The 18,837-nt window shown below is 71.1% G+C and carries 19 protein-coding genes; 12 read left to right on the top strand and 7 right to left on the bottom strand.

Translation table 11 applies throughout. The features are described 5' to 3' along the window. Together VFO68_RS19330 and VFO68_RS19325 are read right to left on the bottom strand one after the other, a co-directional pair. The coding region (locus VFO68_RS19330; RefSeq protein ID WP_325159725.1) for a PQQ-dependent sugar dehydrogenase at nucleotides 1–699 on the bottom strand (699 nt) is incomplete at its 3' end. A gap of 5 nt (nucleotides 700–704) precedes the next feature. Continuing rightward, nucleotides 705–1,820: a GH12 family glycosyl hydrolase domain-containing protein gene (locus tag VFO68_RS19325; protein ID WP_325159724.1), complete on the bottom strand. Its 1,116-nt coding sequence runs from the start codon at nucleotides 1,818–1,820 to the stop codon at nucleotides 705–707. Between the two features lie 239 nt (nucleotides 1,821–2,059). Here VFO68_RS19325 and VFO68_RS19320 point away from each other — a divergent pair, with 239 nt between their 5' ends. Further along, nucleotides 2,060–3,703, top strand: a complete 1,644-nt coding sequence (locus tag VFO68_RS19320; protein WP_325159723.1) for a cellulase family glycosylhydrolase — start codon at nucleotides 2,060–2,062, stop codon at nucleotides 3,701–3,703. Nucleotides 3,704–3,760: 57 nt separating this feature from the next. Here the strand turns inward: VFO68_RS19320 and VFO68_RS19315 are convergent, their stop codons facing one another. Continuing rightward, a complete protein-coding gene (locus VFO68_RS19315; protein WP_325159722.1) occupies nucleotides 3,761–5,224 on the bottom strand; it encodes a HAMP domain-containing sensor histidine kinase in 1,464 nt (487 codons plus the stop codon). Beyond that, on the bottom strand, nucleotides 5,202–5,948 hold the full coding sequence (locus tag VFO68_RS19310; protein ID WP_325159721.1) for a response regulator transcription factor: 747 nt from the start codon (nucleotides 5,946–5,948) through the stop codon (nucleotides 5,202–5,204). Before VFO68_RS19310 ends, VFO68_RS19315 begins: the two co-directional genes overlap by 23 nt. Nucleotides 5,949–6,070: 122 nt before the next feature. Between VFO68_RS19310 and VFO68_RS19305 the strand changes: the two genes are divergently transcribed. The 4 genes from VFO68_RS19305 (at nucleotide 6,071) to VFO68_RS19290 (ending at nucleotide 10,264) form a co-directional block, all read left to right on the top strand. Further along, nucleotides 6,071–6,775, top strand: coding sequence for a hypothetical protein (locus VFO68_RS19305; protein WP_325159720.1), 705 nt, complete (start codon nucleotides 6,071–6,073; stop codon nucleotides 6,773–6,775). Nucleotides 6,776–6,807: 32 nt separating this feature from the next. Next, complete coding sequence (locus tag VFO68_RS19300; RefSeq protein ID WP_325159719.1) at nucleotides 6,808–8,028, top strand: NADH-ubiquinone oxidoreductase-F iron-sulfur binding region domain-containing protein; 1,221 nt, start codon at nucleotides 6,808–6,810, stop codon at nucleotides 8,026–8,028. Nucleotides 8,029–8,186: 158 nt separating this feature from the next. Next, complete coding sequence (locus VFO68_RS19295) at nucleotides 8,187–9,536, top strand: hypothetical protein (protein ID WP_325159718.1); 1,350 nt, start codon at nucleotides 8,187–8,189, stop codon at nucleotides 9,534–9,536. A 2-nt stretch (nucleotides 9,537–9,538) separates the two neighbouring features. Continuing rightward, a complete protein-coding gene (locus VFO68_RS19290) occupies nucleotides 9,539–10,264 on the top strand; it encodes a class F sortase (protein WP_325159717.1) in 726 nt (241 codons plus the stop codon). A 9-nt stretch (nucleotides 10,265–10,273) separates the two neighbouring features. Here VFO68_RS19290 and VFO68_RS19285 read toward each other — a convergent pair whose 3' ends face one another. Next, nucleotides 10,274–10,840 carry a peroxiredoxin-like family protein gene (locus VFO68_RS19285; RefSeq protein ID WP_325159716.1) on the bottom strand — a complete coding sequence of 189 codons (567 nt, stop codon included), beginning with the start codon at nucleotides 10,838–10,840 and terminating at the stop codon, nucleotides 10,274–10,276. Nucleotides 10,841–10,893: 53 nt separating this feature from the next. On the opposite strand from VFO68_RS19285, the gene VFO68_RS19280 reads away from it, so the two are divergent. The 3 genes from VFO68_RS19280 (at nucleotide 10,894) to kynU (ending at nucleotide 13,643) form a co-directional block, all read left to right on the top strand. Further along, nucleotides 10,894–11,544 carry a TetR/AcrR family transcriptional regulator C-terminal domain-containing protein gene (locus VFO68_RS19280; RefSeq protein ID WP_325159715.1) on the top strand — a complete coding sequence of 217 codons (651 nt, stop codon included), beginning with the start codon at nucleotides 10,894–10,896 and terminating at the stop codon, nucleotides 11,542–11,544. Between the two features lie 92 nt (nucleotides 11,545–11,636). Beyond that, nucleotides 11,637–12,422 (top strand): intradiol ring-cleavage dioxygenase, encoded by a 786-nt coding sequence (locus VFO68_RS19275; protein WP_325159714.1) that lies wholly within the window; start codon nucleotides 11,637–11,639, stop codon nucleotides 12,420–12,422. 12 nt (nucleotides 12,423–12,434) lie between these two features. Further along, complete coding sequence (gene kynU / locus VFO68_RS19270) at nucleotides 12,435–13,643, top strand: kynureninase (RefSeq protein WP_325159713.1); 1,209 nt, start codon at nucleotides 12,435–12,437, stop codon at nucleotides 13,641–13,643. Here the strand turns inward: kynU and VFO68_RS19265 are convergent. Continuing rightward, a complete protein-coding gene (locus VFO68_RS19265) occupies nucleotides 13,636–14,619 on the bottom strand; it encodes an amidohydrolase family protein (RefSeq protein ID WP_325159712.1) in 984 nt (327 codons plus the stop codon). The genes kynU and VFO68_RS19265 overlap by 8 nt on opposite strands. Beyond that, nucleotides 14,616–14,993, bottom strand: coding sequence for a metal-sulfur cluster assembly factor (locus tag VFO68_RS19260; protein WP_325159711.1), 378 nt, complete (start codon nucleotides 14,991–14,993; stop codon nucleotides 14,616–14,618). The genes VFO68_RS19265 and VFO68_RS19260 overlap by 4 nt, the downstream gene beginning before the upstream one ends. 98 nt (nucleotides 14,994–15,091) lie before the next feature. On the opposite strand from VFO68_RS19260, the gene VFO68_RS19255 reads away from it, so the two are divergent. The 4 genes from VFO68_RS19255 to VFO68_RS19240 all read left to right on the top strand — a co-directional run bounded on the left by VFO68_RS19255 (nucleotide 15,092) and on the right by VFO68_RS19240 (nucleotide 18,749). Next, the gene (locus VFO68_RS19255; protein ID WP_325159710.1) at nucleotides 15,092–15,841 is read left to right on the top strand and encodes an IclR family transcriptional regulator; all 750 of its coding nucleotides are present in this window, start codon (nucleotides 15,092–15,094) and stop codon (nucleotides 15,839–15,841) included. Nucleotides 15,842–15,903: 62 nt separating this feature from the next. Beyond that, complete coding sequence (locus VFO68_RS19250; RefSeq protein WP_325159709.1) at nucleotides 15,904–17,013, top strand: sugar ABC transporter substrate-binding protein; 1,110 nt, start codon at nucleotides 15,904–15,906, stop codon at nucleotides 17,011–17,013. A gap of 6 nt (nucleotides 17,014–17,019) precedes the next feature. Then, nucleotides 17,020–17,985, top strand: a complete 966-nt coding sequence (locus tag VFO68_RS19245) for an ABC transporter permease (RefSeq protein ID WP_325159708.1) — start codon at nucleotides 17,020–17,022, stop codon at nucleotides 17,983–17,985. Then, complete coding sequence (locus VFO68_RS19240) at nucleotides 17,982–18,749, top strand: ATP-binding cassette domain-containing protein (protein WP_325159707.1); 768 nt, start codon at nucleotides 17,982–17,984, stop codon at nucleotides 18,747–18,749. Before VFO68_RS19245 ends, VFO68_RS19240 begins: the two co-directional genes overlap by 4 nt. The last annotated feature ends 88 nt before the right edge of the window (nucleotides 18,750–18,837 follow it).

Below are 18,837 nucleotides of genomic sequence, written 5' to 3'. Positions count from 1 at the left end.
GTTGAGCTCGTCCCACGTGTTCTGGCCGAACTCGCTGGCCCACAACCGGCCGGCGCTGTCCCACGCCAGGCCCTGCACGTTGCGGTGACCCATGCTCCACATCCGGTTGCCCGCCATCGGGTTGCCCGGTGCGGCCGCGCCGGCCGGGGTGACCCGAAGGATCTTGCCGCCCGGCGAGTTCGGGTTCTGCGAGTTGGCGGACATGCCCGCGTCGCCGGTGCTGACGTAGAGCATGCCGTCCGGCCCGAACGCCAGCCGGCCACCGTTGTGGATGGTCGCCTTCGGAATGCCGGAAACGATCACCTCGGGGGTGCCGAGACCGGTGTCGAACCGCATGCGCACCACGCGGTTGTCGTTCGCGGCGGTGAAGTAGGCATACACCAGGCGGTCGGTGCCGAAGGTCGGTCCGACGGCCAGGCCGAGCAGGCCGCCCTCGCCGCCGGGAACCACGCCGGGCACGGTGCCGACGGTGCTGGCGGTGCCGCCGGAGATCCGCTTGATCTGCGCGGTGTTGCGTTCGGAGACCAGGGCGGAGCCGTCCGGCAGGAACGCCAGACCCCACGGCGAGGCCAGGTTGGTGGCGACGGTGCCGGCCACCGTGGGGGTCGGTGGCACGGCCTGGATCGTGACCGGGTCGGCGGCCGCCGTGAGCACCGCCGTGCACAGCAGCGCCATGCACGCTGTCGCGGCTGTTCGCATCACGCTCACCCGACCGCGCACGCCGTGCCGTTGAGCGTGAAGGCGCTCGGCGCGGCGTTGGAGCCGGAGTAGGTGCCCTGGAACCCGAAGGACTGGTTGCCACCGGGAGGAATCACGGCGTTGTGGCCGACATTCCGAGCGGTGACGTTCGGTCCGTTCTGGGTGATGTCGGCGTTCCAGCGGTTGCTGGAGATCTGCTGGTTGCCGGGGAAGGCGAAGGTGAGGGTCCACCCGTTGACCGTCGTCGTGCTGGTGTTGGTGATCGTGATGTTGGTGGTGAAGCCGCCGGGCCAGGTGTTGGGCTGGTAGCCGACGCGGCAGGTCCCGGGCGGCGGCGGAGGCGGCGGAGGCGGCGTGGTGCTACCACCGGTGGTGACCGAGAACGAGTTCACCGCGAGACCGGCGCCGCCGACCCACGGTTCGAAGCCCGCCTGAATGCTGGTCAGGTACCAGGAGCGCTGGGCGTAGCCGCGGTTGATCGCGTCGCTGTAGAAGGTGTTCACCGCGAAGTTCATCGAGGTGGTGGCGGAGGTGCGCACGTAGGACACGACGTTCCAGCCGATGTTGCCGAACCAGACGTCCCAGGTCCCGCCGGCCAGGCTGACCGAGGCCACCCGGGAGCCGACCGGCTGGATCGAACCCTGCCGGTTGAGCCAGATCATGATCTCGGCGCCGGTGTTCTGGCCGTCGGTCCGCGGGGTCGGGTCGAACCAGATGTCGTAGGCGGCGTCCCAGGTTCCCGAACCCGGATAGGTCATGCTGACGCTGGTGTTCAGGCCGGCGAACGCGCTGGTGCTGGCCTGTACCGGCAGGCCACTGCCGGCGGTGCAGTTGGCGTAGTGGCAACCGAAGTAGACCGAGGGGTAGGACGCGGGCGCGCCGTTGGTCGGCTTGTTGTGGTTGGCCTGCGTGACGGTGAAGCCGGAGTTCGTGGTGTCCACGCACTGTGCGGTGTCCGCGCCCCACACGTTGTTCTGGACGTTGTACCGTCCACTTTGGATACTCAAGGTCCCGAACTTCTCGCAGGTGACGACCGCTTGAGCGGGCTGGGCAGTGACCGCGACGGTCATCCCCCCGGCCAGCACGCTCACAGCCAGAGCGGCCCTGATGAGACGCCTCATTGCAACTCCTCGTTGACTTGCAGGCAGCGGAGATCCCAGACTGGGAGCGCTCCCAGAGGGCTCTCTCATAGTCACCCAAGCGTCACGCCATGGCAACACCGGGACCTGTGTCGTGGAACGAACCGGTTCATGCAGCTAGCTCGAAATCGTGGCTGGTTATTCGAGCTAGGCTTAACTTAACCGGTTGTGTTAACGTCCTACCCAGGTTGCCGTCGTGTGGAGCGCGACGGAGGTAGATCGTGAAGAAACGAACCACGTTCGCGACCGCGACCGTGCTCGCCCTGCTCGCCTCGATGCTGGTGCTCGTACAACCGGCGTCGGCGGCGGTCGGGTTGCGGGTGAGCGGTACGCGGATCGTCGAGTCGAACGGCAACACGTTCGTCATGCGGGGGACCAGTCATCCGCACGTCTGGTTCCCGACCCAGACCAGCTCGTTCGCCAACATCAAGGCGTTGGGCGCCAACGCGGTCCGGGTGGTGCTCGGCAGCGGCCAGCGCTGGGGACCCAACCCGGCCAGCGACGTCGCGGCCGTCGTCGCCCTGTGCAAGCAGAACCGGCTGATCTGCGTGCTCGAGGCGCACGACACCACCGGCTTCGGTGAGGAGGGCGCCGCGGCCAGCCTGGACCAGGCGGCAAGCTACTGGATCAGCGTGGCCAGCGCGCTGATGGGCCAGGAGAACTACATCGTCCTCAACATCGGCAACGAACCGTTCGGCAACAACCAGCAGGTCAGCGCCACCTGGGCGACCGCGACCTCGAACGCGGTCACCCGGCTGCGCAACGCCGGGTTCGACCATCTGATCATGGTCGACGCGCCGATGTGGGGCCAGGACTGGCAGGGCATCATGCGCACCAACGCGGCGTCGGTGTTCAACGCCGACCCGGACCGCAACATCGTGTTCTCCATCCACATGTACGGCGTCTACGACACCGCCGCCGAGATCAACGACTACTTCAACGCCTTCCAGACCGCCGGGCTACCACTGGTGGTCGGCGAGTTCGGGTTCAACCACTCCGACGGGAACCCGGACGAGGACACGATCATGGCGCAGGCGCAGACCCGCGGCATCGGCTACCTGGGCTGGTCGTGGAGCGGAAACGGCGGCGGCGTCGAGTACCTCGACATGGTGACCAACTTCAACCCGGCCCAGCTGACCCCGTGGGGTGAGCGCATCTTCAACGGTGCCAACGGAATCCGGGCCACCGCGCGGGAGGCCACGATCTACGGCGGCGGTGGCGGTGGCGACACCCAGCCGCCGAGCACGCCCGGCACGCCGACCGCGTCCGGCGTGACCGCGACCGGCGTCACGCTCACCTGGACCGCCTCCACCGACAACACCGCGGTGACCGGCTACGAGGTGTACCGGGCCACCGGCGCCAGCGGCGGCACGTTCGGCCTGATCGGAACGTCGGCCACCAACACCTTCGCCGTCACCGGGTTGTCCCCGGCCAGCACCTACCGGTTCTACGTCCGGGCCAGGGATGCCGTGCCGAACTTCTCGGCCAACTCCGCGGTCATCACGGTGACCACCCAGTCCGGCGGTGGCGGCACCGGCGCCTGCCGGGTGAGCTACTCCGCGCAGAACTGGGGCGGTGGCGGCGGGTTCAGTGGCAACGTCACCATCACCAACACCAGCAGCGCGACGGTCAACGGCTGGACGCTGGCCTTCACCTTCCCCAACGGCCAACGGGTCACCCAGGGCTGGAACGCCAACTGGACCCAGGCCACCGGCAGCGCCAACGTGACCGCCACCAACCTCGACTGGAACCGGACACTGGCGCCGAACGCCTCCACCGGCATGGGCTTCAACGGCACCTTCACCGGCACCAACACCGCGCCAACCTCGTTCACCCTCAACGGAACCACATGTAGTACTAGCTAGTACCTCCACAGGGTCGGGGAGCGTCGCCGGGAGGGCGGCGCTCCCCGGTGTGTGTGGTCACAGCGGAAGGGTCACGGTGAACACGGTGCGACCCGGCATGCTGCTCACCTCGACCGTGCCGTGGTGCGCGGCCACCACGGCCGCGACGATCGACAGGCCGAGCCCGGTGCTGCCGGCCGCCCGGGACCGGGAGTCGTCACCGCGGGCGAACCGCTCGAACACCTCCGGCAGCAGGTCGGCCGGTATCCCCGGGCCGTCGTCGGTCACCGTCAGCACCGCACTGTCCGCAATGGACCGAAGCGCCGTGGTCACGGTGCTGCCGGGTGGCGTGTGCGCGCGGGCGTTGGCCAGCAGGTTCACCACGACCTGGTAGAGCCGGGCGACGTCGCCGGTCACCAGCACCGGTTCCGCCGGCAGGTCCAGCCGCCACTGGTGGTCCGGCCCGGCGATCCGCGAGTCGCTGACCACGTCCAGCACGATCCGGGACAGATCGGTCTCGATCATCTCAAGTGGACGGCCGGCGTCCAGCCTGGCCAGCAGCAGCAGATCCTCGACCAGCGTGGTCATCCGGTCGGACTCGGACTCCACCCGGCGCATGGCGTGCGCGACGTCCGGCGGCACCGACTCGAGGCTGCGCCGGGTGAGCTCGGCATAGCCGCGGATCGCCGCCAGCGGGGTGCGCAGCTCGTGGCTCGCATCGGCGACGAACCGGCGCACCCGGGTCTCACTGGCCTGCCGTGCCTCCAGCGCGTTGCCGATGTGGCCCAGCATCCGGTTGAGCGCGGAGCCGACCTGTCCGACCTCGGTGCGGGGATCGGTGTCGCCGTCCGGCACCCGCACCGACAGCGCCACCTCGCCCCGGTCCAGCGGCAGTTCGGCCACCCGCCCGGCGGTCGCCGCCACCCGCCGCAGCGGGCGCAGCGTGCGGCGCACGATCAGCGTGCCGGCGGCGGCCGCCGCCAGGATCGCGATCAGCGTGACCCCGCCGAGAATCAGCCCGACGGTCCACAGCGTGTCGTACACCGGCGCCACCGGCAGCCCGATGATCAGCTTGTCGCCCGGCGGGGTTCGGTTGGCGCGGACCAGATAGTCCCCGAACCCGGGCACCTCCACCCGGTGCTGCTGCCCGTCGATCGGGATCTGTTCAAGCTTTTCGCGACCTTCGGCGCCGACCTCCTCGCGGCCGCCGGAGTCGGTGGAGCGCTGCGCGAACGGCACCGTGCCGTTGCGCAGGAACAGCGCGGCCAGCGTGCCCGGACCCAGACCGGGCGCCTCCAGCGGGTTGGGCGGCGGTCCGCCCGGCCTGCGCCCCGGCGGCCCCGTGCCGTTCGGCCCGCCGGGCGGCGGCCGCTGTGCCACCGAGACGAGCTGGTCCTCCAACTGGCTCATCAGCGACGACCGCAGCGCGAGCTCGGTCACCAGGCAGATCAACAGGCTCACCACGGCGACCACGGCGATGAGCTGACCGATCAGCTTCGCGCGCAGTGACCAGGCGCGGTCAACCCGCTGGCTTGAGGACATAACCGGCGCCTCGCATCGTGTGGATCATCGGGCGCCGGCCGGCGTCGATCTTCTTGCGGAGATAGGAGATGTACAGCTCGACGACGTTGGCCTGGCCGCCGAAGTCGTAGCTCCACACCTGGTCCAGGATCTGCGTCTTGGACAGCACCCGGCGCGGGTTGCGCATCAGGAAGCGCAGCAGTTCGAACTCGGTGGCGGTCAGGGTGATCTGCTCGCCGGCCCGGTGCACCTCGTGGCTGTCCTCGTCCAGGGTCAGGTCCCCGACCACCAGCCGCCCACCGGTGTCGGCCTCGGTGATGCCGGTGCGGCGCATCAGCGCGCGCAGCCGCAGCACGACCTCCTCCAGGCTGAACGGCTTGGTCACGTAGTCGTCGCCGCCCGCGGTCAGCCCGGCGATCCGGTCCTCGACGGCGTCCCTGGCGGTCAGGAACAACACCGGCAGCCGGGGCGCGTCGGTCCGCATCCGGCGCAGCACCTCGAATCCGTCGACGTCCGGCAGCATCACGTCGAGCACCACGGCGTCCGGCCGGAACTCCCGCGCCTCGCGCACCGCCGCGCGGCCGTCGGCGGCACTGCGCACCTCCCACCCCTCATAGCGCAGCGCCATGACCACGAGTTCGGCCAGCGTGGCCTCGTCGTCCACCACGAGGATCCGGACCGGCGAACCGTCGGGCCGGCGCAACTCGCTACGGGCGGGCACAACCACGGCGGTCACGGTCCTCATCGTCGGGGGCGGGGGTGAGCCAATTCTGTGCGTTTCCTGTGTATCACCTGTGCGTCTCCTCTCACAGGCCCGGCCCGGCGCAGGCACAGCCGGTTCACAGCCTCGGCAGCCAACCTGCGGCCATGGCGGCGAAGGCGGTGACCGCGGAATGGTCGGTCTGCTCCACGACGGCGCGGATCGTGCTGACCGGCGGGGACATGGCGGAGGCGCGGGCGTTGGTGCGCGCGCAGTTCGCCGCGATGGAACAGGCCTGCGGCGCGGAGTTGCGGGCGTGTTCCGGCACCACCACCTCCGTCGGGCCGCTGCTCGGTGACCTGATCCGCACGGTGTTGCAGGCCGCGCGGGACAGCAACGGCTACCTCGACCCGACGCCGGTCACCGGTGGCTGGCGGCGGATCCGGCTGGACGGCCGGCAGCTCACCGTGCCCAAGGGTGTGGAGTTGGACATCGGGTTCATCGCGACGGCTTTCGCGGTGGACCGGTGCACCCGGATGGTCAACGACTATCTGGATGTGGGCGTGCAGGTCGGGTTGGCGGACTGCGTCGCGACCGAGGGGCCGGCGCCGGCCGGCGGCTGGCGGGTGCCGGTGGCGGACGGCCCGGCGGTCGCGGTGCCGGCCGGCACGGCGGCGGCGACCGTCACCGGGACCGGGTTCTGGCACAGCGTGACGGTTCTCGCCCCGAGTTGCGTGCGGGCGGGTATGGCCAGCACGGCGGCGATCGCCCGCGGCTGGGCGGCGGTGCCGTGGCTGCGCGGGCTCGGCCTGCCGGCCCGGCTGACCGGCCCGGACGGCGACGTGCGCCTGCTGGGCGGCTGGCCGCGATGAGCGGCCAGCGACGACTCTGGGGAGGTGCGGCGATGATCGCGATGGGGGAGCGCGCGGTGACCACCCGCGGCGCCCGGTTGCTGTCCGTTGCGGCGTCCGATTTGGACGGACACATCGCGCGCGTGCGGGCGTTGCCGTGGCGGGGCGGGGTGGGCCGGCTGATCGGTGACGTGCAGGCGGCCGGCCTGACCGGGCGCGGCGGGGCCGGCGAGCCGACCTGGCGCAAGCTCGCGACCGTGGCCACCACCGAGCGGCCGGTCGTGGTGGCCAACGCCGCCGAGAGCGAACCGGCGTCGGCGAAGGACGTGACCCTGTTGTCCCGCTGCCCACACCTGGTGCTCGACGGTCTGCAACTGGCGGTGGAGACCGTCGGCGCCACCGCCGTGTACCTCTATGTCCGGCCGGGGCCGGCCGCGCGCATCGCCCGCGCCGCGCTCGCCGAGCGGGCCGCCCGGCGGTGGGACCTGTTTCCGGTGCGGGTGGTGGAGGCCGAGGAGTCCTTCGCCGCCGGCGAGGAGGCCACGGTGCTCGCCCGGACCACCGGGCGCCGGACCCGGCCCACCCGGTCCGTGCTGCGGCGCGGCCGCACGATGGGCCGGCCCGGACCGCCGGACCGCGCGACGCTGGTGCAGAACGTGGAAACCCTGGCGCATCTCGCGCAGATCGCCTACCACGGGCCGGCCTGGTTCCGCCGGCTGGGCACCGCCGCCGAGCCGGGCACCTTCCTGATGACGGTCAGTGGCATGGTCGCGCGGCCGGGCGTCTACGAGGTGCCGGTCGGCATCGCCGGCTCGGCGCTGCTCGACCTCGCGGGCCCGGCCGACGATCCGGTGGCGGCGGTGCTGCTCGGCGGGTTCCACGGCACCTGGCTGCCCACGGCCACGATCGCGGGACGTCCGCTGTCCCGGGCCGGGCTGGAACCGCTCGGCGCCCGGCCCGGCGCGGGCGTCCTGGTCGCCGCCTCGGCCGCGCAGTGCGGGCTGGCCGAAACCGCCGCGATCGTGCACTACCTTGCCGCGCAACGCAGACCGCACTGCGGACCGTGCCGGGCCGGGCTGCCCGAGATCGCCGCGCGCATGACCGAACTGGCGCACGGGCGCGGCCCGGACAGCCACCGGCTGGCCGGCCTGGTGGCCGGTCACGGCGCCTGCCGGCACCTGGACGGCGCCGCGAACCTGGTGCGCAGCGCGCTGGACACGTTCGCCACGGAGGTGCGCCGGCACCACGGCGGGGAGTGCAGCTGCCCCGGTTGATCGCGCAGGGTGACCTGCGGCGGTCCCGGGTCTCGCTCAAGCGGCGGATTGTCAGCCGGACGTAGGAGCGAGAGGCTCGACAAATGGGGCAACAACAGAAGATTGGCGCACGGCTCGGCGCGGGCCTTGCGATAGTCGTGTTGGCGGGACTGGGATCGGTGTCTCCCGCGACGGCCGCGGCCGCGCCCCAGGAGGGCCTTGGGCACCACACCACCCCGGCGCAGCCGTACAAGGGCAACCCGGACACCTCGGACTGGCTCGGGTCCTACGTCGTCGGCGGCGAGCACGTGTGGTGCGTGCAGTTCGCGTTCCTGGCGCCGGACAGCGACGAGCAGTACCAGCCCGGCGAGACGCTGCGGACCAAGTGGGGCACCGAGCTCGCCCCGACCGTCGCCGCGGACATCTCCTACCTGCTGCTGCGCTATGCCGGCACCACCAGCGCCGACCAGTCGGCGGCGCTGGCCCACCTGTTGCACAGTTGGACCGCCGCGCCGCAGACGCCGGACCAACTCGCCCCCACCAACGACTTCCGGCACATCGCCTACGACGCGGACTTCCATCTGGCCAAGCTGCCGCCCGGCGCCCGGGCCGCGGTGGACGCGCTGCGGGCCGACGCCACCGCCAACCACGGTCCGTGGACGGCGAAGGTCACCGCGCCGACCACGCCGCAGCTCATCGGCACGCCGGCCGACTGGACGATCGCGGTGCGCAACGCCGCCGGCGCCGGGCTGGCCGACGTTCCGGTCACGGTCACGCTCACCGATGCCACGCTGGCCGACGGCAAGGCCACCGGAGCCCCGCGCACCCCCGGCAACGGCAAGGATCTCACCGTCTCGGTGATCCCCACCGGCCCGAACCCGACCGTCCGGATCTCGGTGGACAGCCCCGCCGACCGACCCGTTGTGCGGCAGGCGATCCAGGTCGACACCCAGCGAATCGTCTCCACCGGCGGAGAGAAGAAGCTCACCGCGGAGGTCACGACGAAGGCCCGCCCGGCGCCGGGCGTCGTGAAGGTCACCAAGGTCAGCGAGTCCACCGGCGCCGGCATCGCCGGGGTCGCGCTGCGGTTGACCGGTGCGGACCGGACGAAGCCGGCCGTGGACCAGGACGGTAAGCCGCTCGTCGGCGCCGACGGCGCGCCGGTGGTGCTGGTGACCGGCACGGACGGCACCGTCGCCGTGGCCAACCTGGCCGCGCCCCAGGAGATCTGCGTGATCGAGGTTGGCCCGCCGCCGGGGTTCGACGAGAACTTCGACCCGGCCGAACCGCCGGCCGCCTGCGGCACGGTCGGCCCGGGGGCGACGCTGGCGCTCAAGGTGGCCAACGTGCCCAACGCGCCCCGGGTGCCGGTCGCCGTGCCGGCCGGTGACCAACTGACCCCGGTCGCCGCGGGTTCGGTGCGCCGGCTCATCCCGCCGGCCGCCGTGTTCGCCGTGTGCGGGCTGCTGACGATGCTCGCCGGCGCCGGTGGGTTGCTGCTGCGTCGCCGGATCACGCGGCGGCGGTAGCGGTGCCCCGCGACAGGCCACTCATCTCGCCGGGCGTGGCCGGCGGCGTCAGCACGCTCATGCTGGCGCTCGGTCTGGTGATCGGCGGAACCCTGCACACCGAGGCCAACGCCATCGAGGGCGTGGCCTTCCCGGTCGCCGAGCCGGCCCCCCAACTCGCCCCGGGCGGGCCGCCGGCCGCCGGAGCGCAACCGCCCGCGGCAGCGCCCGCCCCGGCGCAACCCCCACCCCAGGTCGCCCAACCCGGTACCGCGCAACCACAACCACCACGGCCGGCGCAGGCCCAGCCGGCGGCCAACACCGTCCGGCTGGCGCGCGGCGGCAGCGCCACCCTGGTACGCCGGGAGATCGGCACCGACGGCGTGCTGCCCATCCCGAACTCGTTGCACCAGGCCAGTTGGTGGGGCGCGGAACTGGACGCCACCACCGGTGCCACGGTTCTCGCCGGCCACGTCAACTGGCGCGGCTCCACCGGTCCGTTCGCCGAGCTGTGGCAGTCGAAGGCCGGTGACCGGGTCCTGGTCGTCGACAAGGCCGGAGCCAACCGCATGTTCGTGGTCGGCCAGGTCATCACCCTGCACAAGGACGAGTTACCGAGCCGGGCCCAGGAGCTGTTCGGCCAGCAGGGCCCGCACCGCCTGGTCCTCGTCACCTGCGGCGGCCGCTGGGTCGGCGGCGATTTCGGTTATGCCTCAAACCAGATCGTCGTAGCCAACCCGATCCAGTGACGGAGTCCGTCAACTCGGCTGCCGACCAGCAGTCGTCGATGCGGCGCGAACCCGGCTGAGCAGTTCGTCGACCGACCACTGGTCATAGGCGTGCGTGCCATGCTTGCTCGCCAGCACGGTGCCGTCGCGTCCGATCAGGAAGTCCGCCGGCAGGCCGAGCCGCCCGCCGTGCGGGTCGAGCGACGGCCGCGGCCGGCGCCCGCGCAGCACCGGCCCGAGATCGCGCAGCACGCCCCGCACGATCGGACCCCACGCGCGCGGGTCGAGCAGCGCGCGCGGCGCCGACTCGACGCCGAACTCGACGTACTGCCGCTTGTCCGGGTCGGCGACCACCGCGAACGGCAACCCCTCGGCGTGCGGCCGCAGTTCCTCGGCGGGGGAGTGGAACAGCACCACCTCACGCACGCCGGCGGCGGCGACCTCGGCGTGCCGGGTGACGAAGGAGCGCAGGTGCAGGTTGCACACCGGGCAGCCGGCGAAACGCCGGAACTGCAGGTGCACCAACCGGTCCGGGTCGGGAACCGGCACCAGCACACCCGCCACGGTCGCCAGCTTGCGCGGAGCGATCTCGGTCATGACGTTCCCCCGGTTCGTTGGCGTGCGATGTACGCCTACGACCGTATGAGCGTATGCCGTACGCTGTCAAGGCCATGCCCCGCCCCCGTTCGCTCAGCCAGGCCGACGTCGCCGTGGCCGCGCTCGCCGTCATCGACCGCGACGGCCTGGCCGCGCTGACCATGCGCTCGGTCGCCGGCGAACTGGGCCTGGCGACGATGGGGTTGTACCGCTACGTCCTCGGCCGCGAACAACTGGAGCAACTGGTCGCCGATCATGTCCTGGCGGCGGTGGACACCAGGGTGCCGGCCCGGGGCGGCTGGCCGGCCAGGGTGTCGACGCTGGCCGCCCGGCTGCGCGCCGCGGTGGCGACCCATCCGGAGGTCGTCCCCCTGATCGTCACGCATCGGGCCACCTGCCCGGCCGCCCGCCGCTGGGCCGAGGCGACGCTGGAGGTCCTGGCCGCCGCCGGGTTCGCCGGCATGGCCCGGGTCATCGCCCTGCGCGCCCTGCTGAGCTACCTGATCGGCTCGCTGCAGCTCGACGACCGCGGCTCGCTGACCGGCCCGGGCACCGCCGCGCTGGCCGCGCTGCCGGCCGGGGAGTACCCCCTGCTGGCCGAGACCGCCCGGCTCGGCCAGCGGGTGAGCCCCGACGAGGAGTTCCGCCGCGGCCTGATCGTCCTGCTGCGCGGCCTGGAAGCCGCACTGTCCACACCGGACTAACGGCTCTCAGCGAGCACCCAGCGTACATTCAGGTTGACCGCAGGTGGCGCGGTGAGGATCGGCTCACGACAGCGGAGAGGAACGTGAGCACGATGAACGAACATGACCTGGGCCTGGCCCACGACCTGGCGACGCTGCGCAGCCGGCGCCGGGTGCTGGCGCTGTTCGGCGGTGCGGGCCTGGCTGTGCTCGCCGCGTGCTCTCCGGACCCGCGGGAGCCGGGCGCGGCCACCTCGGGCACGTCGGTCCCGGGCTCGCTGGCCGAGATCCCGGCCGAGACCGGCGGACCCTATCCCGGCGACGGGTCCAACGGCCCCAACGTGCTGACCGAGAGCGGCATCGTCCGCTCCGACATCCGGTCCAGCATCGGCTCGGCCTCCGGCGTGGCCGACGGCGTGCCGCTCACGATCGACCTGACCGTGCTGGAGGCCGACACCGCCGCCCCGCTCGCCGGCGCCGCGATCTACCTGTGGCACTGTGACCGGCTCGGCCGCTACTCGATGTACTCGCCGGGCGTCACCGGGGAGAACTACCTGCGCGGGGTGCAGGCCGCCGACGACGCCGGAAAGCTCCGGTTCACCAGCGTCTTCCCGGCCGCCTACAGCGGGCGCTGGCCGCACGTGCACTTCGAGGTCTACCCCAGCCTGTCCGCCGCGACCACGGCCGGCGGCAAGCTGATCACCTCACAGCTGGCCCTGCCGGAGGACGTCTGCCGGACGGTCTACGCCACCGACGCCTACACCGCCAGCGGCCGCAACCTGGCCGCCACCTCGCTGGCCACCGACATGGTGTTCCGGGACGGCTACGACCACCAGATGGCCACCGTCACCGGCGACGTCTCGCCCGGCTTCACCGCCGCGCTGACGGTCGCCGTCTGAGAACATGGACGGGTGCAGCTCGCCGACGCGCAGGACCTGGACCGGGCCGACAAGCTGGCCGCCTTCCGTGACCGGTTCGTGCCGATCGACGATCCCGGTGTGGTTGCCTACCTCGACGGAAACTCGCTGGGCCGCCCTCCGCTGTCCACTATGGACAGGTTGAACGACCTCGTTGCGCGGCAATGGGGTTCGCGGATGATCCGGGCCTGGGGCGAAGGCTGGCTGGAGCTCGGCGAACAGGTCGGCGACCGGCTCGGCGAGGTGTGCCTCGGCGCCGCGCCCGGCCAGGTGATCGTCGCCGACTCCACGACGGTGTGCCTGCACAAGGTGATCCGGGCGGCGGTGGCAATGCGCCCGGGCCGCACCGAGATCGTCACCGACGCGCTGAACTTCCCGACCGACCGCTACGTGGTCGAGGCGGTCGCCGCCGACCACGGCCTGACCGTGCGCTGGGTGCGCCCGGACCTCCGGGCCGGGGTGAGCGCCGCACAACTCGCCGAGGTGCTGAGCGACTCGACCGCGGTGGTGACGCTGTCGCACGTCGCCTACCGCTCGGCCTACCTGGCGGACATGGCCGCGCTCACCGAACTGACGCACGCGGCCGGCGCGCTGATCGTCTGGGATCTGTGCCACAGCGCCGGAACGGTGCCGGTGCGCCTGGACGCCGCCGGCGCGGACTTCGCGGTCGGCTGCACCTACAAGTTCCTCAACGCCGGCCCCGGCGCACCGGCGTTCCTGTACGTGCGCGCCGAACACCGGGACGGTTTCGCGCATCCCCTGCGCGGCTGGATGGGCGTCGAGGACATCTTCGCGATGGACGAGGCGTACCGGCCGGCCGCCGGCCTGCGCCGGGCGCTGTCCGGCACCCCGCCGGTCGCCGGGCTGGTCTGCGTCGCCGAAGGCGCCGAACTGCTCGGCGAGGCCGGAATCGAGCAGGTCCGTGCCAAATCCCTTGCCCTGACCCGAATGCTGATCACCCTCGCCGACGAGTGGCTGGCCCCGCTCGGCTACACCCTCGCCTCCCCGCGCGCCGACGCCGAACGCGGCGGCCACGTCACCCTCGACCACCCCCGGGCCGCCGAACTCACCCCCCGCTTCATCGACGCCGGCGTCATCCTCGACTTCCGCGCTCCGCACGGCATCCGGCTCGGCCCCGCCGCCCTGTCCACCAGCTTCACCGAACTCTGGACCGGCCTGGACATCATCCGCCGGCTCAGCTGACCCGGGCCCTGTCCATGCCGTGCAGGCGCAGGAGGTTCTCGCCGAGGATCTTGCGTTTGGCGGTGTCGGTGAGCTGCGGGTAGCCGTAGCCGTCACACAGGTCCTGCGGGATCTGGAAGTCCATGAACGCGCGCAGCGCCCACTGCGGGTGGAAGATCGGCGCCTCACTGCCGTAGACGATCTTGTCCTCGCCGCACCAGAACAGCAGTTTGCCCAGGATCTCGGCGAACATCCGCGGTGCGCGCACCACGAAGTTGATCGTGGCGGCGAGCGAGGCGTACAGGTTGGGGTAGCGGATCAGCTGCCAGCAGGTCTCGTCCAGGAACGGCAGCCCCACATGGAAGATCACGAAGTTGAGGTCCGGGAAGTTCGCCGCCGCGCCGTCCATGTCCCAGGTCTGGGTGTGCTCGATGGGCTGCGGGCCGAGCGGAACGCCCTTGTGCACGCCGATCAGGTTCACCCCGAGCTCGCGCGCCTTCTCGAACACCGGGAACGCCACCTGCGGATCGTCCATCCGCCAGGGGAACGGCCTGCCGTAGTCGTAGCGCACGTTGTAGAACTTGAACGCCTTCGCGCCGAACTCGCCGACCTGGCGCTCCATCAGGTCCAGCGCCTTGCGGCCCTCCAGCGGGTTGACGGTGCCCCAGAACACGGTCTTGCCCGGGTCGCGCGCGGCCAGTTCCGCGCACTCCTCCCACGGGGACAGGCCGTCGGCGTACAGGTCGGTCAGCGGCAACGGCATCGCCACCAGCATGTCGGTGTCCGACTCCTCGTAGACCATGCGGTGGATGTCCTCGATGGTCCACTTGCGCAGGAACTGCTCGGCGGACAGGTGGGTCTGGCCCTCCGGGGTGAGCGTGGCATGGAAGGCGTAGAGGTGGTTGGAGAACATCTCGCCCGGCGAACCGAACGCGTTCTTCGGCTCGAAGTTGAACGGGTGGGCCACCCCGTCGAACACGAACACGTCATCGATCATGGCCGGCTCCCTGGTTGGTGTGCGGCGATGTAGGCGTCCCGGTCGCCGGCGGCGGCCGGGTCCGGCAGGAAGCGCAGCTTCGCGGCGGCCGAGGCGGACAGCCGGTCGGTGGTCCAGGCCGGGTTCCAGACGATCTCCACCTCGGCGCTGCGCACCTCCGGCAGGGCTTCGACGCGCTCCCGCACGTCGGTGAGCACCCGGGCGGCGAACGGGCACCAGCCCGAGGTGAGCAGCAGTTCGACCCGGGCATGGCCGTCGCACACCGACACCGCGTGCACCAGACCCATGTCCACCACGGAGATCCCCTTCTCCCGGCAGCACGGGTCGAAGACGTCGGACAGCGCGTCGAGGAAGCGCGCCGGTATTCGCTCCATCCTTCGAGGCTGCACCGGGGCGGCGGGGGAGTGAAGCCCGGAGATTTCAGATGGCGAAAACTGGAGCGGCCCGCCCGACGGGGCCAGAATGAAAGGCTATGCGCGAGCCGTCCGACCTGGTCCGTTCCGTGTCGCGGGCGTTTCGGGTGCTGGAGGAGGTCGGCGCGAGCCCGGCCCCGCTGCCGGTCAAGGCGATCGCCCGCCGCTGCGGGCTCAACCTGTCCACGACCTACCACCTGGTGCGCACCCTGACCTACGAGGGCTACCTCATCCGGGGCGCCGGCGGCGGGTACGTGCTCGGCGGCTCGGTGGCCAGCCGCTTCCACGACCTGCTCGCCACGCTGCGCCAGCCGCCCGAGGTGCACGAGGTGCTCCGGCACCTCTCGGCGGTCACCCGCCGGACCGCCTATCTCGGCCGGTTCGTCAGCGGCCGCATCGTGATCACCGACCTGGTCGAGGGGCCGGAGTCGCCGTACCTGGAGGACCTGGAGGTCGGCCTGGACGTGGCCGCGCACGCCACGGTGATCGGCAAGACGCTGCTCGCCGCGTTGCCCAGGGCGCGCCGCAGCGCCTACCTGGCCGAGCAGGGGATGCCCCGGTTCACCGCGCGCACGCCGACCGGCGCCGAGGAGTTGGAGGCCGAACTGGCCGGGATCCGGGCCGGGGTCGCGGTGCTCGAGCACGGGCAGTTCCGGGACGGGGTGTGCTGTGTGGGTGCGCTGGTCCGGCGGAACTGCGCCGAGGACCCGTGGTGGACGGTGGTCGCGTCCACACGGGACGAGGAGGTGCCGGGGGAACTGGTCCGGCACACGCTGCGGGCCGCCGCGGACCTGTCGGCCGACTCTTGACTAAATGGACCAATCATCGAATGATTCATGCACTACCGCCGAGATGGATGCGGAGTCAGACAATGACGTTCGAGACCGGCACCCCTTCCCGTAGGACGGCACTGAGGTACCTCGGCATCGGGGGCGGCGTGGCGGCGGCGAGTTCGCTGCTGGCCGCGTGCAGCGGGGTCCAGGAGGGCCAGCAGGGCAACCAGAGCAGTGGGAAGGCGGGGAACTTCCCGGACACTCCGGACTGGAAGTTCGTGTTCGTCAACCACGTGACCACGAACTCCTTCTTCGTCCCGACCAGGACCGGCATGGCCGACGCGGCGGCCCTGCTCGGCATCCCCGAGCCGCAGTGGACCGGCTCGGAGAACGGCAATGTCACCCAGATGGCCAACGCCATGGAGACCGCGATCAACAGCAACGTCGCGGGCATCGCGATCGCGCTGACCGACAACAGCGCCTTCGTCGAGCCCACCAAGAACGCGCTGGGCAAGGGCATCCCGGTGATCGCCTACAACGCCAACGCGGCCAACAACTACCCGCTCGCCTACGTGGGGCAGGACCTGTACCTGTCCGGCTTCCTGATGGGCCAGCGGATCGCCAAGGACGTCACCTCGGGCGACATCCTGGTCGGCATCTCCCAGCCCGGCGGCAACAACGTGCAGCCGAGGCTGGACGGCATCATCGACGCGATGAAGGCCGCCGCCCCCGGCGTGACCGTGCGCACGGTGAACACCGGGGCCGAACAGGCCGGTGAGCTCAACGCGATGACCGCGGCCTACACCGGAAACCAGGGCGCCAAGGGGATCTACGCGGTGGACGCGGGCAGCACCGAGGCGTGCGCCAAGCTGATCGCCGACCGCGGCCTGACCGGCAAGGTCCACGGCGGCGGGTTCGACCTGCTCAAGGGCTCGCTGGAGGGCGTGAAGTCGGGTGCGCTGGACTTCACCATCGACCAGTCGCCGTACCTGCAGGGCTTCCTGACCGTGCTGTACCTGTACCTGTACCGGGTGTCCGGCACGCTGGTCTACCCGCCGCAGACCGACACCGGCCTGACCTTCGTGACCAAGGAGGCCGCGGACCTCTACATCTCGGCGGACAGCAAGTTCGAGGGCGGCTCGAAGAGCGACCTGATCAACATGCCGTCGTCTATCCCGCTGCCGCCGGCTCAGACCCTGAGCCGGTAGCCGGTCGTGCGGTTTCTGCTCGGCCTGACCCGGGTCAAGGAGCTCAGCATCCTGCTGGTCACGATCGTGGTCGGCATCTACTTCACCGCGACCAGCTCGGCGTTCAACTCGATCGACAACTACCAGACGATCGCCCAGTACGTCGCACCCTGGGCGATCGTCGCCGCGGGTGAGGTGATGCTGCTGATCTGCGGCGAGATCGACCTGTCCGCCGGGTTCGTGTTCACCCTGGCGCCGTTCGTGCTGATGCTGTTCTACGTCAACGGCGCGCCGATGGTCGTGGCGGTGCTCGGGGCGATCCTGGTGAGCACGCTGATCGGCACGGTCAACGGGCTGATCCGCACGGTGCTCACGTTGCCCTCGTTCATCACCACGCTGGGCATGGCCTTCCTGCTGCAGGGCCTGGTCCTGATCATCTCCAACGCCCGGCCGGTCAGCGTGCCGACCGGGCACGGGATCCTGGAGGTGTTCGGCGGGGCCCGGTGGTCGGAGTTCCTGTGGGCGCTGGTGATCGTCGCGATCATGCAGACCCTGCTGTCCGCCACCCGGTTCGGCATCTACACCCAGGCCGCGGGCGGCAACCCGGTGGCGGCCGCGGAGTCCGGGATCCGGGTGAACCGGATCAAGGTGGTCAACTTCGCGATCACCAGCACGCTGGCCGGGCTGGCCGGAATCCTGCAGGGCACCCGGGTGGACTCCTACGACCCGACCAACGGCGGCTTCACCCTGATGTTCTTCGCGGTGGCCTCGGCGGTCATCGGCGGAACCGCGCTGCTCGGCGGGTCCGGCACGGTGATCGGCGCGCTGCTCGGCGCGCTGCTGCTCGGCATCGTCTTCGACGGCTTCAACCTCACCGGCGTGAGCGCGAACGCCTTCAACGTGGTGCTGGGCGCCGCCATTCTGGTGGCCATGATCCTCAACGTGTCGCTGATCGTGCTCCGAAAACGTCTCGGCGCAAGGGGTCTGTCGTGAGTGAGAACAACGGCATCCCGACGATGATCGAGGCCGAGCACGTCAGCAAGCGGTTCGGCCCGGTGGCCGCCTTGCACGACATCAACCTGCACGTGCGCAAGGGCGAGATCCTGGGCCTGATCGGCGACAACGGCGCCGGCAAGTCCACCCTGATCAAGATTCTGACCGGCTTCCACCAACCCGACGGCGGCCGCCTGCTGTTCGAGGGCGAGGAGGTCACGCTGCGCTCGGTGGTGCACGCCCGCTCGCTGGGCATCGAGACCGTCTTCCAGGACCTGGCGCTGGTCAACGACCTTCCCGTCTACCTCAACCTGCACCTCAACAAGGAGTTGGTGCACCGCCCCATCCCGTTCCTGCGCCGCGCCGAGATGCGCCGCCGGGCCCGCGAGGTCCTCGACTCGATCGGCATCAAGATCCCGTCGGTCAACGTGGAGGTGGGCCTGCTCTCCGGTGGCCAACGCCAAGCCATCGCCGTGGCCCGCTCGGTCTACTCCAACGCCAAGGTCCTCCTGCTGGACGAACCCCTGGCCGCCATGGGCGCGAAGGAGAGCGGTCAGATCCTGCGCCTGCTGGCCGAGCTCAAACGGCGCGGCGACCTCGCCATCATCCTGATCGCCCACAACTACAGCCAGGTCGTCGACGTCTGCGACCGCGTCAACCTCCTCCAGCACGGCGAGATCACCTTCGACCGCCCGTCCAAGGACACCTCGGTCGCCGAACTCCTCGACCTCGTCCACGCCGAGTACCGCCTCAACCCCGACTAGAACCCGGTCTGTTCGTGGGCGGCCGCTTCGCGGCCCGCCCACGAACAGACAGGTTCCGGGCCGGAGAACCCGCCGAAGGCTCGCAACG

The sequence above is a fragment of the Actinophytocola sp. genome, assembly GCF_035712165.1.
GTDB lineage: Bacteria > Actinomycetota > Actinomycetes > Mycobacteriales > Pseudonocardiaceae > DASYTH01.
The sequence above is the reverse complement of the archived record's forward strand: the minus strand, read 5'-3'. Positions and strand labels throughout refer to the sequence as shown.

Excerpts from the sequence above, each read along its gene's own strand:
- VFO68_RS19310 (WP_325159721.1), bottom strand. The coding sequence starts at position 5,948 with ATGAGGACCGTGACCGCCGTGGTTGTGCCCGCCCGTAGCGAGTTGCGC.
- VFO68_RS19325 (WP_325159724.1), bottom strand. The coding sequence starts at position 1,820 with ATGAGGCGTCTCATCAGGGCCGCTCTGGCTGTGAGCGTGCTGGCCGGG.
- VFO68_RS19305 (WP_325159720.1), top strand. The coding sequence starts at position 6,071 with ATGGCGGCGAAGGCGGTGACCGCGGAATGGTCGGTCTGCTCCACGACG.
- VFO68_RS19300 (WP_325159719.1), top strand. The coding sequence starts at position 6,808 with ATGATCGCGATGGGGGAGCGCGCGGTGACCACCCGCGGCGCCCGGTTG.
- VFO68_RS19250 (WP_325159709.1), top strand. The coding sequence starts at position 15,904 with ATGACGTTCGAGACCGGCACCCCTTCCCGTAGGACGGCACTGAGGTAC.
- VFO68_RS19265 (WP_325159712.1), bottom strand. The coding sequence starts at position 14,619 with ATGATCGATGACGTGTTCGTGTTCGACGGGGTGGCCCACCCGTTCAAC.
- VFO68_RS19260 (WP_325159711.1), bottom strand. The coding sequence starts at position 14,993 with ATGGAGCGAATACCGGCGCGCTTCCTCGACGCGCTGTCCGACGTCTTC.
- VFO68_RS19275 (WP_325159714.1), top strand. The coding sequence starts at position 11,637 with ATGAACGAACATGACCTGGGCCTGGCCCACGACCTGGCGACGCTGCGC.
- VFO68_RS19285 (WP_325159716.1), bottom strand. The coding sequence starts at position 10,840 with ATGACCGAGATCGCTCCGCGCAAGCTGGCGACCGTGGCGGGTGTGCTG.
- VFO68_RS19280 (WP_325159715.1), top strand. The coding sequence starts at position 10,894 with ATGCCGTACGCTGTCAAGGCCATGCCCCGCCCCCGTTCGCTCAGCCAG.
- VFO68_RS19255 (WP_325159710.1), top strand. The coding sequence starts at position 15,092 with ATGCGCGAGCCGTCCGACCTGGTCCGTTCCGTGTCGCGGGCGTTTCGG.
- VFO68_RS19315 (WP_325159722.1), bottom strand. The coding sequence starts at position 5,224 with ATGTCCTCAAGCCAGCGGGTTGACCGCGCCTGGTCACTGCGCGCGAAG.